19 protein-coding genes are annotated in these 16,425 nt (G+C 38.3%); 5 read left to right on the top strand and 14 right to left on the bottom strand.

The features are described from left to right. The first annotated feature begins 5 nt into the window (after positions 1-5). Positions 6-1,316, top strand: coding sequence for a UDP-N-acetylglucosamine 1-carboxyvinyltransferase (gene murA, locus G6N06_RS10225; RefSeq protein ID WP_163516504.1), 1,311 nt, complete (start codon positions 6-8; stop codon positions 1,314-1,316). Positions 1,317-1,375: 59 nt separating this feature from the next. On the opposite strand, the gene G6N06_RS10220 is transcribed toward murA, so the two are convergent. The 3 genes from G6N06_RS10220 to G6N06_RS10210 are packed head-to-tail and all read right to left on the bottom strand — an operon-like array spanning position 1,376 to position 3,295. Continuing rightward, positions 1,376-1,984, bottom strand: coding sequence for a hypothetical protein (locus G6N06_RS10220; protein ID WP_163516502.1), 609 nt, complete (start codon positions 1,982-1,984; stop codon positions 1,376-1,378). Beyond that, positions 1,974-2,444, bottom strand: coding sequence for an RNA polymerase sigma factor (locus G6N06_RS10215; protein WP_163516501.1), 471 nt, complete (start codon positions 2,442-2,444; stop codon positions 1,974-1,976). Before G6N06_RS10215 ends, G6N06_RS10220 begins: the two co-directional genes overlap by 11 nt. Next, positions 2,444-3,295: an alpha/beta fold hydrolase gene (locus tag G6N06_RS10210; RefSeq protein ID WP_163516499.1), complete on the bottom strand. Its 852-nt coding sequence runs from the start codon at positions 3,293-3,295 to the stop codon at positions 2,444-2,446. Before G6N06_RS10210 ends, G6N06_RS10215 begins: the two co-directional genes overlap by 1 nt. A gap of 481 nt (positions 3,296-3,776) precedes the next feature. Between G6N06_RS10210 and G6N06_RS19895 the strand changes: the two genes are divergently transcribed. The 4 genes from G6N06_RS19895 to G6N06_RS19880 are packed head-to-tail and all read left to right on the top strand — an operon-like array spanning position 3,777 to position 4,932. Next, positions 3,777-4,202, top strand: coding sequence for an IS110 family transposase (locus G6N06_RS19895; RefSeq protein WP_240338032.1), 426 nt, complete (start codon positions 3,777-3,779; stop codon positions 4,200-4,202). A 20-nt stretch (positions 4,203-4,222) separates the two neighbouring features. Further along, the gene (locus tag G6N06_RS19890) at positions 4,223-4,462 is read left to right on the top strand and encodes a hypothetical protein (RefSeq protein WP_240338031.1); all 240 of its coding nucleotides are present in this window, start codon (positions 4,223-4,225) and stop codon (positions 4,460-4,462) included. Then, entirely contained in the window at positions 4,428-4,688 is a 261-nt protein-coding gene (locus G6N06_RS19885; protein ID WP_240338030.1) for a transposase, read from the top strand. Before G6N06_RS19890 ends, G6N06_RS19885 begins: the two co-directional genes overlap by 35 nt. Next, positions 4,639-4,932 carry a hypothetical protein gene (locus G6N06_RS19880; protein WP_240338035.1) on the top strand — a complete coding sequence of 98 codons (294 nt, stop codon included), beginning with the start codon at positions 4,639-4,641 and terminating at the stop codon, positions 4,930-4,932. The genes G6N06_RS19885 and G6N06_RS19880 overlap by 50 nt, the downstream gene beginning before the upstream one ends. Before the next feature lie 24 nt (positions 4,933-4,956). Here G6N06_RS19880 and G6N06_RS10200 read toward each other — a convergent pair whose 3' ends face one another. From G6N06_RS10200 to G6N06_RS10150, 11 genes are all read right to left on the bottom strand, one after another. Beyond that, complete coding sequence (locus tag G6N06_RS10200; protein ID WP_163516496.1) at positions 4,957-5,274, bottom strand: type II toxin-antitoxin system RelE/ParE family toxin; 318 nt, start codon at positions 5,272-5,274, stop codon at positions 4,957-4,959. Beyond that, a complete protein-coding gene (locus G6N06_RS10195) occupies positions 5,274-5,507 on the bottom strand; it encodes a hypothetical protein (protein ID WP_163516494.1) in 234 nt (77 codons plus the stop codon). Before G6N06_RS10195 ends, G6N06_RS10200 begins: the two co-directional genes overlap by 1 nt. 369 nt (positions 5,508-5,876) lie before the next feature. Continuing rightward, positions 5,877-7,181 (bottom strand): cryptochrome/photolyase family protein, encoded by a 1,305-nt coding sequence (locus G6N06_RS10190; RefSeq protein ID WP_163516492.1) that lies wholly within the window; start codon positions 7,179-7,181, stop codon positions 5,877-5,879. A 346-nt stretch (positions 7,182-7,527) separates the two neighbouring features. Then, the gene (locus G6N06_RS10185) at positions 7,528-8,010 is read right to left on the bottom strand and encodes an SRPBCC family protein (RefSeq protein WP_163516490.1); all 483 of its coding nucleotides are present in this window, start codon (positions 8,008-8,010) and stop codon (positions 7,528-7,530) included. A 142-nt stretch (positions 8,011-8,152) separates the two neighbouring features. Beyond that, positions 8,153-8,614 carry a TspO/MBR family protein gene (locus G6N06_RS10180; protein ID WP_163516488.1) on the bottom strand — a complete coding sequence of 154 codons (462 nt, stop codon included), beginning with the start codon at positions 8,612-8,614 and terminating at the stop codon, positions 8,153-8,155. A gap of 280 nt (positions 8,615-8,894) precedes the next feature. Next, positions 8,895-9,119 (bottom strand): hypothetical protein, encoded by a 225-nt coding sequence (locus G6N06_RS10175; protein ID WP_163516486.1) that lies wholly within the window; start codon positions 9,117-9,119, stop codon positions 8,895-8,897. 4 nt (positions 9,120-9,123) lie between these two features. Then, positions 9,124-9,777, bottom strand: a complete 654-nt coding sequence (folE, locus tag G6N06_RS10170) for a GTP cyclohydrolase I FolE (protein WP_240338034.1) — start codon at positions 9,775-9,777, stop codon at positions 9,124-9,126. A 131-nt stretch (positions 9,778-9,908) separates the two neighbouring features. Further along, complete coding sequence (locus G6N06_RS10165; RefSeq protein WP_163516482.1) at positions 9,909-10,343, bottom strand: hypothetical protein; 435 nt, start codon at positions 10,341-10,343, stop codon at positions 9,909-9,911. A 164-nt stretch (positions 10,344-10,507) separates the two neighbouring features. Beyond that, entirely contained in the window at positions 10,508-11,938 is a 1,431-nt protein-coding gene (locus G6N06_RS10160; RefSeq protein ID WP_163516480.1) for an SDR family oxidoreductase, read from the bottom strand. 168 nt (positions 11,939-12,106) lie between these two features. Continuing rightward, entirely contained in the window at positions 12,107-12,514 is a 408-nt protein-coding gene (locus tag G6N06_RS10155; RefSeq protein WP_240338029.1) for a response regulator, read from the bottom strand. Beyond that, entirely contained in the window at positions 12,498-16,319 is a 3,822-nt protein-coding gene (locus tag G6N06_RS10150; protein ID WP_163516477.1) for a PAS domain S-box protein, read from the bottom strand. Before G6N06_RS10150 ends, G6N06_RS10155 begins: the two co-directional genes overlap by 17 nt. Between the last annotated feature and the right edge of the window lie 106 nt (positions 16,320-16,425).

Raw genomic sequence — 16,425 nt, 5'->3', positions numbered from 1 at the left:
CATACATGACAACATTTATAATTGAAGGAGGTCATCAATTAAAGGGAAGTATCCAACCTCAAGGCGCAAAAAATGAAGCACTACAAATTTTATGTGCTGTTTTGCTCACCCCGGAAATCGTCACTATCCATAATATTCCAGACATCATTGATGTCAATAAACTCATTTCGCTTTTACAAAAGTTAGGTGTCAAAACCAATAAAATGGGTTCTGGATCCTATACGTTTCAAGCGGATGAAGTGAATATGAAATACCTTGAATCTGCTGAATTTAAAGAAGATGGAAAAGGGCTTCGCGGTTCCATAATGATTGTAGGTCCACTATTGGCACGTTTTGGTAAAGGCTATATCCCGAAACCTGGAGGTGACAAAATTGGACGTCGAAGACTGGATACCCACTTTGAGGGCTTTATAAATCTGGGTGCAAAATTCCGTTACAACCGTGAGGACCATTTTTACGGCGTGGAAGCGGACCGATTACAAGGCACCTATATGCTATTGGATGAAGCTTCTGTAACCGGAACGGCCAATATTGTCATGGCAGCTGTTCTGGCCGAAGGTACCACCACAATTTACAATGCCGCTTGTGAGCCCTATTTGCAACAATTGTGTAAAATGTTGAACCGAATGGGCGCTAAGATCAGCGGTGTGGGTTCCAATATGCTAATTATTGAAGGTGTTGATTCGTTAAAAGGAACAGAACATAGGATGCTTCCTGACATGATTGAAATTGGAAGCTGGATAGGATTGGCGGCCATGACCAAAAGTGAACTGACCATCAAAAATGTCAGCTGGGACGATTTGGGACAGATCCCGAATGTCTTTAGAAAACTTGGAATCACCATTGAGAAAGATGGAGACGATATCCATATTCCTGCCCATAAGGACGGTTACGAAATCCAGAGTTATATCGATGGTTCCATTTTGACGGTTGCCGATGCGCCATGGCCTGGATTTACACCAGATCTTTTGAGTATCGTATTGGTGGTTGCCACTCAAGCCAGAGGTGCCGTTTTAGTACATCAAAAAATGTTTGAAAGCCGTTTGTTCTTTGTGGATAAATTGATTGATATGGGCGCGAAGATCATTCTGTGCGATCCGCATCGCGCTACGGTTATAGGTCACGACTTCAAATCGACTTTAAAAGCGACCACAATGACGTCGCCCGATATTAGAGCTGGAATCTCACTATTGATTGCTGCCTTATCGGCAAAAGGTACGTCCACCATTCATAATATTGAGCAGATCGATCGTGGGTACGAGCGCATTGATGAGCGTTTACGGGCGATAGGAGCCAAGATTACGAGGGTGGGTTAATCACCTTTGACTATAAAATATACTATTAAACAATGCCTCGAATTTTTCGAGGCATTGTTTTATGCATTTAATTCATCCAGCTCATCCAACTGCCGATTGATCATTTCAAACTTTTTGATCAAGATGTCCAATTTTTTCTCTTGTTTTTTTATGGTTTTTGGTCGGAGATAAAACCAGTTGAATGCCAACCACGCAAGGGTTAGCGCATAGACCAAAAGCCCTACAACTGTGGGCATCAATTTGACATATTCATATAGATATAGACAGACTCCAAGGGAGAGTAAAATAAAATAGAGCTGCAGCATCGTGGTCTGCATAAATTTTTGTTTACGTTTAATGGTAATTAAATTCTTCAAATAGGCGCTATTGCTTTCAAATTCAGAAGCAGATTTGTAATATTTAAATAGCGTATTGTAGGCAAGAACAAAAATAAGCATAGCTAATATGGTAGTTATAAGCCCGATCTTTGTGGTGATCAATTGGGGTTGAAAATAATACCAGATCAACACTAAACCCACCGTCGTGATAACTAATAGAACATTGGTCAATACCAGGCGCTTTAGGCCTTTGTTTTTGTAACTTCTCAGTAGTAGCATTAAATCCGAAAGTTCAGGTTGCTCAGCTTCCTGTTGTTTCCAAAGATTTTTAAAATCGATATTAGCGCTCATAGACTTTGAATTTTTCTGTTAAGATTGCTTTGATACGGTGAATCCTGACTCGGATATTGCCTTCCGATAGCCCAACAATTTTAGCGATTTCTGCCTGTTTGATATCCTCCAATTCCAGCGAAATGATGATCCGATCGGTTTCCGGAAGTTCAGAAATACAGGTGTATAAAAATTGGATTTGTGGTTCTATCGATAAAGGGGCCTCTTCTTTTATTTGAAAGGGCAATTCCGATTTTTGAATTCTTTTGTCGGTTTCAAGTTGCCTTAGGCATCTGTTCGAGGCAATTCGGTAAATCCACGTTCCAATGTTGGATTCATTTCTGAAATTTGGTAATTGTTGCCAAACGATGATAAAGGTCTCCTGGGCCAGATCTTGTGCCAAAGCATGGTCGTTCACATAGCCCATGCAGAGACGAAAGATTTTTGACCAGTAGTTATTGTAAATCTCTTCAAAAGGCATTAGTGGGCTGTCATAAATTGATGTAACTCTTTTAAATACCAATCGACATCATCATACATTATAAAATGTAGACCCTTATTGGCATAGCGCAACTGCGCCGTCTTTAGGTCCTGGTATTGCGCTTCAATTGCGGATTTGAAATTTACAAAATAAGATTCCAAAAGAACGAGTGTTGGGCACTCAATCCGACTAAGTAGTGGTCTTAAATCGGTATTGGAAAAGTCGCAGTACATTTTAGCAAAGGTTTCTCTATCTGATGCCATACTCCATCCTAGAACGGTGTCGTGCATTTCGGTATTCTGCATCAACATCGGCAAGCTCGATTTTTGCATCTCGTAAAAGCTTTCATCGCTCATCTCCTGAAACTGCTTGACCATGTCGGTGCAGTCTACATTATCAGTGGATTTGAAATTGGGATTGGTCAATGCCATTAAGGCTGGAAGAGCATCTACGATAACCATTTTTTCAATAAGCTCTGGAAAATCGGCGGCAATGGCCATAGCCAGCCCACCACCCATACTGTGGCCAATTAGGATAGGCTTTTCAATGTTTTCGTTTTTGATGTAATTGGCAATTTCTGATTTCCAATGGTCAAAAGTGATCGGTGATTGTGGAGCTACCCCTGCAAATCCTGCCATGGTAAAGGTATAACATGTATAGTTGGGCTCAAATTGTTTTACAGTGTCCTCCCAGACCTCACCGGAACTGGCAAATCCTGGAATAAAGAGGATCGCCTTATCGCCTTGACCAGATATTTCAACAGTAAAAGGGTAGCTTTCGGGAGAGTCAACTGTAGATAAGGAAAAATGAATAAAGTAAAGGATAATGGCAATGCTGATTTTGATGTTCATAATAGTCACAAAAGATTAAATTAATATTCGATGATTTTTCTTTTGGATACGAGCATCTTAAAAATGTTACAGTATTTTTTGAAGTATTTTTATTGCATAGCCATAATCAATCCTAAAAAAAAAATTGAAATTGCTCATTTAAAATCCGAATAATCCTTGATCCTCCCGATAGTTATCGATACTAAAGGATGGCTTATGCTCAAATCAATTATTCATTGAGATTTTTTGCTCCCTTTTGACCCGATAGCTCCTATGTTTGCTTTGGAAATAAATTTTTAGTTTTACAAATATAAGTGAATGAGGATAAGAGTCAACCGATGGATAGATAATCATAAGATATATCGACCGATAGATATGACCTTATCCTTTTATATCCCGTAGAGTTTGAACAGAATGTAAGGAACTTTAACGGTATCCAGAATATCCAACCAGGAGAAAAGACGAACAGAGATTTTTCACTTTTAATCTTAAAAATTGACATGTGAAAAAAGTTTTAAAAGAGGTTGCAGGTATTGATGTAGCTCAAAAGGAATTAGTTGTATCTCTGGGAAGACTCTATGAGAGTCTTGACGTAGAGATCATAGCGTACAAAGTGTTTAAAAACACCGACAATGGTATAAAATCTTTGATCGATTGGGTTGCTGATCACGGTCATAATGCAGATAGCGTTAGATATGTCATGGAGGCTACTGGAGTCTATCACGAAAAACTTGCCTATGTCCTTGATGAAAGTGGTTTTGATCTAAGTGTTGTATTGCCCAATAAGATCAGTAATTTTTTTAGGACATTGGACATAAATACGATTACTGATAAAACAGCGTCACAGGCTATTATGAGGTTTGGTCTTGAACGTAAACTAGAGAACTGGAGCCTCCCAAAGAAGCTTATAGACAGCTCAAGCAATTAACCCGGGAGCGTGATCAAATAGTGGATCAGAGATCAATGGTCAAAAATCAGCTACACCTAGAGAAAACAGAGGCTACGCCAAATGAAAGAAGCCTAAAACGCATTGCAGAGCGCATCAAGTTTCTCAACGGACAAGAGAAAGAAATCAAGATGGACATAGCAGTGTTGCTAAAGGACCATCCAGATATCATGGAGCGAATAAAGAATATTTGCACTATACCCGGGCGTGGGAGAACTGACGGCGGTTATAGTATTAGCTGAGACCAATGGGTTCGAGCTGATAAGAAACAAAAAACAGTTGACCGGTTATGCAGGTTTAGATGTTAGGGAAAAACAATCAGGTACATCAGTGAAGGGCAAACCTCGAATATCAAGAAAAGGGAACAGGCATCTTAGAAAATCATTGCATCTACCTTCTCTGTCATCCGTCAAGTACAATGAATCCCATAAAAATCTATGCGAGAATCGTTGCCAAAAGCGGGGTTAAAATGAAAGCACTGATAGCTGTGCAGAGAAAAATGCTGGAACTTATATTTGTTATAGATAAGAATAAAACTAGGTTTGAGAATAATTATCAACAAAAAAGGACACCAAATGCAAATGCAGAAAGTATCCTTTTACAGACATTTATGTATATGAGCTGTGGCGTGTCTCGGCACGAACCTCTCCAAATAAAAACTGGTTTTGGAAAATCTGCAGGATTTTCCAAGTGTGGACTGACCAAGCCATAGCTTATACTTTCTTGGCAACTGGCTTTATTTCGTCCGTTTCATTTTCGGCGGATTTTGTCGAGTGTCAAAAACATCAGCAATTTTTATAAATCCGTTTTGTTCGTCGACCGAATATATTAATTTGTATTTTTTAAAAACCAGATAGTGATATTTGATTTTTCTATCCTTGAGCAATTCTTCTTCTTGTCCGATGAAAGGAGATTTAATCAATTTTTTTGGTTCGTTGATAATGCCCTTTACGAGTTTTGTAGCAACTCTTGAACTTGCTTTCTTTTCGTAATAATCATAAATTTCGTCAAGTTGAGATTCAGCAAATGCAGACCAAATTATCTTTAATCCCATTATTCGTATTTGGATAAAAGTTCCGAACTGCTTTTGAATCGGTTATTGCGGAAATCCGATTCCGATTGGTCAATTCTTTTATTCAATTCCTCTTCAGTCATTGGCTCAAATTTGTTTTCGTCTGAAGTGTTATTTTCCTTTCTCAAAATTTTTTCAAGACGAGAAATGACGTCCTCACTTTGAACTTTTAAAAATTCTTGAATAAATTCTATTTTTCGAGCATCTATATTCATTTTGAATTGCATTTTATCAAAGATACTAAATTATAAAATTCAGTTCGAATATTTCTTGATTTTACGGATTTTGGCTTGTTGCCAACTAGCTTATAGCCGTCTTGAATAACAAAAATAATAAAACAAAAAAAGAAAATCTCTTGTTAGTTAACACAGAATCTATCAGAAGGGCAAACAAAAAATCGGCATTGTATTTTCAAGTTTTAATTCCTTTGACCAAAAGCGGATAAACAATTATTTTTTAATTTTCAATTGAGTTCAAAAGATAGCGATCAATTTGTTAGCTCATAAGTGACAAATGCGGTCAACAATTCCATCCATTGAAATGACCACCAAAAGGGTTTTGAAGTTATTTGGAAAGTAGAGACCTTAATCTAAGGCGCGTTTATACCTCTCCAAACAACGCTGTCGGGCTTCTTTATGGTCCACCATTTTTTCGGGATAGGTCAATTCTTGGAATTCAGGGACCCATTTGCGGATGTATTTTAAATCTTTGTCAAATTTTTCAATCTGAGTGGTCGGATTGAAAATGCGAAAGTAAGGCGCGGCATCTACACCACTTCCTGCAACCCATTGCCAATTCCCAACATTGCTTGACATCTCGTAATCGTGCAATTTCTCAGCGAAGTAGGCTTCGCCCCAACGCCAGTCAATCAAGAGGTGCTTACATAGAAAACTGCCGACCAACATCCGCACCCGATTATGCATAAATCCAGTAGCATTCAATTGACGCATCCCCGCATCAACCAGCGGATATCCGGTCATGCCTTCGCACCAACGTTTGAATTCTGCTTCATTGTTTCGCCATTCAATGCGGTCATATTTCGGTTTGAAACTTTCATTGACCGTATGTGGAAAATGCCATAGAATTTGCATAAAGAATTCACGCCAAATAAGTTCTTGCCAAAATACTTCATTTTTTTCGGCAATGGCTTTTGCCATTATTTTTCGAATGCTGACGGTTCCAAAACGCAAATGTGGGCCCAATCGGGAGGTGCTGTCCTGGGCAGGGAAATTTCGGGTTTTTTCGTAGTCTTGAATCATGGATGGGGTCACCTCATAATCGGCAATGGTTTGCGATGCTTTTTTAAACCCAATTTCGGACAAGCTTAAGTTTGGAAGTCTAGTGTTTTTGACGAGGTTGTGAACATAGGACTTGGTATCGTAAATTTTCAAATTAAGGGTCTTGAATTTTTCCTTCCAAACCTTCATATAAGGCGTATAGACAACATAAGGCTCGCCATCTTTTTTCACAACTTCGTTTTTTTCAAAAATCACCTGATCCTTATAAGTGAGGAAGTCGATGTTCTTTGGTGCTAGAAACTCCTTGATTTCCGAATCGCGCTTTTGGGCGTAGGGTTCGTAATCGTGATTGGTGTAAACTGTGGCAATATCAAAATCCTTGACAAGGTGTTTGAAAATCTCCAAAGGTTTTCCGTGGTATATGGCCAGACTGCTATCGTGCTCCTCCTGCAATCTAGTTCGCATGTTTTGCAGCGTATCAAATATGAAGCTCACACGTGCATCATCTTCAGGAAGACCTTCCAAGATCTCCGTATCAAAAATAAAGAGGGGAAGCACAGGGTGTTTCGAAGTCAAGGCCTCATAGAAACCGATATTGTCATCCAATCTCAAATCGCGGCGGAACCAGAAGATGTTGATGGGGTTTTTCATTTGTTTCATTTTTTTGAGTTCAGAGTTCAGAGTTCAGAGTTTTTGCGATGTTCTATTTCGTCATTCGTTATTCAAAATTCGCTATTCGGTGTTCAAAAATTAAAGGTTCAAATTTTCAGCTCTTTGCATCTATTTAGGGTTCAAAGCTTAAAGTTCGGAGTTCAGAGTTCAGAGTTCAAAGTTTTTGCGATGTTCTATTTCATCATTCGCTATTCAAAATTCGCTATTCGGTGTTCAAAAATTAAATATTCAAAGTTCCACGTCTTCGCATCTATAGCATTGAATGTTAATCGTACGATGCGCTTCAACTTCCTGCCTACGCTTCGCTGTGGACGGGCAAGCAATTTCAACTACTTGAAATTCGATCTTTATAAACCCCAAAAAGTGTTTCCAGCTTTTTTCTTCTAAAATTAAAAATTTCGTCCAATTTCGGTTTGACAATAATAGGGTGGACCCATTGACCTAAAATGCCAAAGGGTAATTTATAATCGATAATATCTTCCATTTCGACACCACCGTCAATTTCTTTAATAAAATGTTTGTGGTGCCACAACGCATACGGTCCAAACCGCTGTTCATCCACAAAATATTCATTTTTGACACTGTGGGTGATTTCAGTGACCCATTTGGTTTTAATGCCCATGACAGGCGTAACGATATATTGGATGATTTGTCCCGCAAACATCGGTCTGTCGGCTCCAGACAGAATATTAAAACCCATGTACTCTGGTGTTATCGTTTTTAAATTTCTTGGGTCAGAAAGGAAATCCCATGCGGTTTCAATGCTAATGGGCAAGTTCTGCTTTTGGTGAAGGGTGTATATTTTCATAGTAATGGTGCGGAAGCGGTGGTGGGTTTAGGTAATTCTAAATGGGATTTACGTTTCCAGAATGCCAGCAACATTTCAGGAGAACCTCGTGAAGAGATTCAAAATGGTCAATAAGCCAATCCCGTTAAAAGCCAAATCGTCTTTAATTGTTTATTAATATATACAGGTTTAGAGTGGTTGCAATATAGATCCATATAAAATACGGGACAATAAGCAGGGAATACGCTTTCAACAATCTGAAATATGTAACTAAAAATGCGGTAATGACGAACGTCAATGCGATGAGGGTCAGCAATCCAAAGGCAATCAAATGCTGATTGAAAAAGATGAAGTTCCAGGCTACATTCAAAACAAATTGAAAGATAAAAAGGGCGATGACTTTATTGGTGGGATGCTTGAGATAAAGAAAGGTCATATAAAATGAAAAGCAGAGCATGATGAATGTCCACGCTATGCCAAAAAGCCAATTTGGAGGCGTCCAAGGTGCTTGGTTCATAGAGGTGTACCAATCGCTTGTAGGACCATTGCCCATAAGCAAGATGCCAAGTCCCAGGGCACCAAAGTTTAGGATCAGAAATACGAAAAGTGGTTTTAAAAACTTCATATCTTACTTTTAATTTTTTCGTTGCTCCTTGATAAAAACCATCCTAAGAGTAGGTTCGGGATTCTGCTGATGACTGGGTAAGGCTATTAAAAAGTAAAAATTCTATCTTAGTTTCGTTCCATTTTGTGACGATTCTCCTATAGAATATTATAAATAAAAACCCTGACCTTTGACCGCAGAATTGAAGAACACTTTATGTTTTAATTTTGGAACTATTGGGTTATTTCAGCCATTTGCCCAAATAACCCAATAGGTTTCCGGTGATTATTTTATGTTCAACCTAAGCAGTAAGTGGTTTACCTTTCAATCGTTTTTCCACTCTCTGTTTGATGACCGTCAATCGTTTCATAATGTCCATGATCTGTTCATCTTTCTTGCGTTTATAAATCTCATTCAGCCCTAAAATAAGGCTTTTTGCTTTTCTGGAAATTTCTATTCTGTCACTAGTAGAGAGTGATCTTAATTTTTGCTTCTCAAATTCGAGTGCTTCATTAATAATGTCCATAATGTCAATCTTTTAAATAGTTTTGTAATTCGGCGATTTTTTCCGGTGCGCCAAATTTTCCACCGTAATATGAGGTAATGGTTGTTGAGGATTCATCCTTGATGCCTCGAGAGGAAACGCATAGATGTTTTGCGTCAATAATGACCGCGACATCTTCAGTTCCCAAAATATGTTTTAATTCTTCTGCAATCTGATTGGTCAAGCGCTCTTGAACTTGCGGCCGACTTGCATAATAGTGAACAATGCGGTTTAATTTTGACAGGCCAATGACTTTTCCTGCAGAAATATAAGCGACATGAGCTTTGCCAAAAATGGGTACAAAATGATGTTCGCAGTTGGAATGGAAACTGATGTTTTTTTCCACCAACATTTGGTTGTACTGGTAGTTGTTGTCGAATAAAGTGATTTTAGGTTTGTTGGCAGGATTCAGACCAGAAAAAATCTCATCCACATACATTTTGGCTACCCGATTTGGTGTGCCTTTTAATGAGTCGTTGGTGAGATCCAATCCTAACACTTCCATGATTTCTTCAAACAAAACGGAGATCCGCTTTTTCTTTTCCTTGTCAGAAAGCTTAAAAGCATCTTTCTTCATAGGAGTTTCCAATCCCGTGTATAAATGATCGTCGCCAACCTGTGTGTTGAAATCGTTGATCATTTGGTTGACTTTAAATATTTTTAAATCTTTTTCCGGAATCATAGTGTCTTTTTTGAGTGCTGTCCTTGGAATTTGCTATCCAAAGCAAAGCAACATTTAGTGTTAAAAATTAAAATGGCGAATCGATTGTTTCATTGAAATGACGGGAGGGTATGGTATTGTGACTCATATTTTACTTTCTCGTTCAGGAGCTTGTCAAAAAAAGCCTTGTTTTCCCTGTAATTCGAATTCGGTCTAAAATTGATGAATTTCCCCTCTGCATGAATGCTGCATCCATTGCTTCTGTGAATGGCCAGTTTGTAATAAGGAATGACCCAAGTATAATTATTTAGGCCTTTATTGATTCTAACGAGTATGCCTACAGGACGTAATTCCAAGTTGGCATAATTGACGTCTGCCACCGTATTGAGATATGGCGTCATATTTGGGCTCGTCTCTTCAATGATCATCCGTTTGGAGCCGATACCTTTCATCATTATGGACTGCCACAAACTAAACGGTTTGCCGAGCAGGTCATTGATGAGTTCATCGTGTTTTTTATTGGAATATGTGGTGTTCAAAATCATGGCCTAAAGATAGTTAAATTAAATTGGCGTTTACAGTTATGGCCAAAACATTAAACAATAATTAACACATTCTTCAGTGATTTTGGAATTTATAGATTTTATTAGGAATAAATGATCAATTTTGAGCCATAATTTACCAATCTCCGATTGTAGTAAAATTGCCTTTAGACTTTATTTTCAACTAATTTATTGATCATTCCCCTAAAAATAAACCCGTGAAAAGGCAACACGCTATACCAATATAACCTGCCTGCCAGTCCGTGAGGTCTAAATGTGGCAGTTTGCTTTAATAATCCGTCCTCTATCTTGAATTCCAGCCATGCTTCGCCAGGAAGTTTCATTTCGGCGTAGAGCAATAGTTTCCGTTCTTTTTTATCGCTAAAAATCACGCGCCAGAAATCCAACGCATCTCCAGCATTCAATTCGGAAGCATGCGTCCTCCCTCGTCGCAAGCCAATTCCTCCAAATAGTTTGTCGAGATGGCCTCTAATCTGCCACAAATAATTCCCATAATACCAACCCGTAGAGCCACCGATGGACCAGATGCGATTAATAGTGGTGTCCATGTCCAAGACCTCACGTTCCTTATAATCTGTGAAGCAACCATAGGTGGGTACATTGACATATTTATGAAGACTCTTTTTGAGTCGGCCACTACTGACCAGAGAATCCTTCCAACTGGAAACAATGCTGTTTTGCTCAATCTTTTCAAAGGCCAATTCCACGGCCTCTCGATAACTAATGGGATGCACATCTAAAAGCTCATTGATATTACTTTCTTTACCAATAATTTGCACACCCATACTATCCACTAAGGACGACGCTAGTTTATACGACGTGGAAGTCACAAAATAGAGCCAGTAGGAAGATAGTTTCGGGGTCATGATCGGCACGGTAAGAATGTAGCGTTTCAAATTTCGGATTTCAGCGAAGTTGAGCAGCATCTCTTTGTAGGTCATGGTTTCTGGACCAAAGACATCATAGCTTTTGTTATAAAGTTCCTCTTTGCCTTTTGCTCTTGATAAAAATGACAGTATGTCTCTGACTGCCAGTGGTTGTGTCTTTGTGTTTAACCATTTGGGAGCAATCATCACCGGTAATTTTTCAACCAAATCCCGAATGATTTCAAAGGAAGAACTCCCTGAACCTACAATAATGCCTGCTTTGAATATGGTAAGTGCATAGTGTTCGGAAGCCAGTAAATCTTCCACATTTTTTCGTGATTGCAGATGCTTTGACAAACTCTCTTCATTGGTAATACCACTCAAATAAATCACCTGTTTGACCCTTGTTGTGTCAAAATAGGTTTTAAAGTTTGTTGCACATGCTGCTTCCAATTTTTCAAAATCATCGGAGCTGCTTGACATGGAGTGAATTAGATAGTAAACAACATCAATGTCCTTCGGGATAGTCTCAAGAGTTTCCGGTTTTAAAAAGTCGGCCTCAACAAAGGAAATATGCGGTTCTTCAAGAAGATTATTGTCCACTCTTAGCTTGTCCCTGACGGCACACACCACTTCGTGGCCTTCATTGAGAAGAATGGGAATGAGTCTTTTTCCGATATAACCAGTGGAACCTGTAACAAGAATTTTCAAGAGAGTGCGAATTTTAGGTAAAGATACGATATGTTTAACTAAAAATAATAAATGTTAAACAAAAATAAAGCTAAGGAGGGTCAATATCTTTTAGAATGAATGGCCTTTCTCTACTTGCAAGTGAAGTTAAAGCGTTATAGGGCGGACGTAAACGGAATTAAAAAACGATTAATCCTGGTTTTCCAATTCTTCAATGAGTTCCTTGATTTTGGGAATTGAAAATGGTTTTATGATATATTTATTGACCATTTTATAGGTTTTTGCCTTTTTAATATCCCGATTATCCACAGATGAGCTGACAATGTAAATTGGGATGTTTTCAGCGATAGGAATTTTGGCCAGTTCGTCCAAAAATTGCCAACCGTCCATTACTGGCATATTGAGGTCTAATAAAATGGCATCTGGCAAGTTGGTATTAAGTTGAAGTTTAGGCAATAATTGATCATAGGCGTCTTTTCCATTTTTATAAACCAAAAAATTGAGTGACAATTGTACGTTCTCCATCATTTTTATGGTTCCAAATCTAAAGATAGGGTCGTCGTCTATGATACATATGGTTTTAATTTTTTTCATCATTAAAATATAAAGTGAAGGTACTTCCAATATTAGGTTGGCTTTCAACATCTATCCGTCCTCCCATGGCCTCAATTTGATTTTTGCTGATAAATAGCCCAATACCTCTGGCATTTTTGTGCTCATGAAAGGTTTTGTACATACCAAATATCTTTAAGCCATTTTTTTCGAGATCGATTCCCAATCCATTGTCTGAAATGCTCAGGTAAGTATAACCATTCCTTTTTCCAGCTTTTATCTCGATTTTTAAAAGTCGGTGGGGAGATCTGTATTTTATCGCATTGGTGAGTAGGTTGAGTACAATGCTGTCCAAATAGGACGGAACAGCATAAACCATATAATCTTCTCTAACCTTAACGATCATTTCGCCGTTGATTTGATTTATAGACGTCTGAACGTTTTCTATCGATTTATCAACCCGTTTTCTTAGATTTTGTGGTTCAAGTGTGTCTTTAATGAGATTGTTGATTTCGACGATCTCGCTTAAATGTTGCACCGTTTCATTCATATTGTTGGAAGCTGACTTGATATGGCTAAAGAGCTCATTATTACAGCCTTGATGATTGCTTAATTCAATCAATTCCAACAACATAGACAGATTTCCGGTATGCGATCGCAAATTGTGGGATACAATATGAGCGTAATTTTGAAGTCGGTTATTGTGTTCTTTTAAACTTTCGGTCAATAGCTTTTTATCGGTAATATTACTGATCTGTAGCACATAGTGTGTTGTTTCTCCCTTGTCGTTCCTAACGGCTGAAACGGAAAGGATGCCCCAGATCAATTTTCGATTTTTATGAAAATAGCGTTTCTCCTGCTGGAAACTTTCGCGCTTTCCACTTAAAACTTCATCAAGTAACTTGTTTGTAAGTTCCATATCATCCGGATGTGAAATGGCACTTTTCTCAATATTGATCAATTCCTGTTCGGTATAACCGAAAGTTTCACAAATTACCGGATTGACTTTGATGATTTTACCGTTTAAATCCAAGAGGGCCATCCCAATTGGAGCATGCCAGAAAGTTTGTCTAAATTCCTCTTCCCTGAGTACAATTTCCAATTCCGCTTTTTTGAAATCGTCAATATCCTGTATCAGTCCATGTAGCATTTTACAGGATCCATTCTCAAAATCGGAAACCCCCAACATCCGCATCCAACGAAGGCCCATACTTGTTTTTAACTGAATTTCTAAATCGAAATTAATACCTTTTTCTATGGCATCGTTAATCAAGCTGACCAATTGGTCCTGGTCTTCATCAAGCACATATTTTTTAATTGAATCACTAAAAATACGGGGAGTGTAAGTGGTCGCGCCGAGCAATCGACCAAGGTTGGAGCTCCAATATAAGCTCTTTGTTTCAGGATCTATTTCCCACGAGCCAATCTTAGCAACCGTATTTGAGCGCTCTAAACTGTCTTTATATTTCTTTAAAAGAATTTGATTCGTCTTTGATTCCGTAATATCAACCACTTGAGCTACCATATGTGTAAATTGGTTGAAGTCATTTTTTACGGCCGAAACCGAAACATTGGCCCAAATTACATGTCCGTTTTTATGAACAAAACGCAGATCGTCGGTAAAGTTTTCAGCCTCTCCGTTGATCAAATTGTCCATTAATTGGATATTTCTGTCAAGATCTTCACTCAAAGAAATATCCTTAATGCCAATTTCTAGCATTTCATTCATGCTATAACCAAAAATATCACAGAGACTTTTGTTGACATTATCGGCCTTACCGTTAAAATTGATGATGGCCATTCCTGCTTTGGCATGACTGAAAGTCGTACGCCACTGCTCTTCTTTGACAGCGATTGCAAGTTGCGCTTTTTTAATATCATTGATGTCCTGGATAAGACCATATAATCTTTTGCATTTCCCGTCCACAAACTCTGATATGCCTATCATTCTTATCCATTTTCGCCTTTTACCATCCGCTTTGACCAGAACTTCAAGATCAAAACTTACCCCTTCCTTTAAGGCCTTGTGTAAGGCGGATTGTAGCACTTCTTTATGAGGTGTGTTGCCGGCGAAAAATTCAATAGACTCAAGAAAATTGGGAACTAAATTATCTCTGGTTTTTATGATCTTACGTAAGGACTTGCTCCAGGTGACGGTATAATCATCAACGTTAATTTCCCATGAACCAATTTTCGCGAGATAATTGGAGCGTTCAAGTAAGTCTTGATAATTGATCAAAAGAAGTTCATTTTTCTTTCGTTCCGTAATATCTTGAACCTGAACCACAAAATGGGTGATTTTGTTTAGGTCGTTTTTAACGGATGCAACAGATATATGTGCCCAAATGGTCGAACCATCCTTATGGATATAGCGCTTATCCATTTTGAAGCTCTCTCTGGTTTTTTGTACAAGCTCATCGATAAACTCATTGGAAATGTCCTTGTCCTCAGGATGTGTGAACTTGTTAAAGTTGTTTTGTAAAAGGTCTTTTTCACTGTGGCCGAGACATTCACATAAAACCTTATTGACTCGAGAAATATTTCCATTTAAATCTATAATGGCCATGCCAACGGGCGCGTGTGAAAATGTTTTCCGAAATAGTTCTTCTTTTAGGGCTAGCTTTTTTGTGGCTACCGTTTTCTTATGGATGTTTTGGAAAAAACCAAATAAGCGGGTACATTTTCCATTCTTGTATTCTGAAACACCAATGGATCTGGTCCAGATGGCTTTGTTTTTTGAGTTGACGCCCTGTACTTCAATGTCGTAATTCTCTCCCTTTTCAATGGCGTTCTGTACAGCATCAATAACTTTTTGGCGACTTTCACCTGCCTTAAAAAAGCCGATAGCATCTTCAAGGCTCGGTTCGTAAGACATTGAAACTCCAAACATCTTTTTAATTTCACTGCTCCAATAAACCTTATTGGTTTCTAAATCCACTTCCCAAACACCAATTTCTGCAGCTTTATTGACACCTTCCAATAGCTCTTTGTATTTTTGTATCTGAAGCTCGTTGTTCTTTCTATCGGTGATCTCGTATAATATGCCTTCTAAACGTTTCGGTTGGTGGTCTTTAGTGTAATTGATAACTTTTCCTATGGATGTTACCCAAACCCAATGGCCTTTCTTGTGCTTGATCCGATATTCATTGTTAAAACAAGATGACTTTGACCGGAAATGTTCCTTCAATATTTGATTTGACTCCAAAACATCATCTGGATGGGTGAGAGCTGTCCATGTGTCAATAGTAAACTCTTTCATCTCATCGGCCGTATAACCGATAATAGCGGCCAAGCTTTTATTACTGTAAGACTCTCCCGTAATTAAATCGCACTCCCAAGTCCCAATGGAACTGTCGGTAAGGATTTCATGGGCCCTTTCTTGCTGGTGGATTAACTCTAATTCTGAAGCTCTTTTTTTAGAGATGTTTTTAAAAGCTATAAAAATAAATTCTGACGCGTTGTCAGTATTTGGTTTGAAGTAAATATGACATTGTACCCAGAGATTGGCTCCGGACTTATGGATCAATCTTAGATCTTCATTAATGCCAATTTCGTGTTTGCCGCAGATGGAATTGAGATGTCCTTGAAATTTACCCAGGTCATCAGGATGAAGAAGGCGGTCCCATAACAGTTGGTGATTGGGTTCATAGCCCAATAACACCTTGAAGCTTTTACTTATGACAAAACTATGGGGATGTGATTTCTCAGAATACCAGACACCGTCATAAAGAGATGAACTGAATAATTCATAAATAGTAGAATCAACAATTGAAAATTGTGCCGTTTGGGGATTTATATTGATCAAATTATACGTTAATTTGGTAGGTTTCAAGGGAGTAAAGATATCCATTATTAGCCTGAAAACAATAAAAATATAAAAAATAAACCAAAAAGCATAAGTAGCACTTTATAAGCTACAATATCAATCAGGTAAATACATGTCTATCCAAATCAAC

The organism is Gelidibacter japonicus (genome assembly GCF_010725055.1).
Lineage (GTDB): Bacteria > Bacteroidota > Bacteroidia > Flavobacteriales > Flavobacteriaceae > Gelidibacter > Gelidibacter japonicus.
This window is presented reverse-complemented; position numbering and strand designations above follow the sequence as displayed.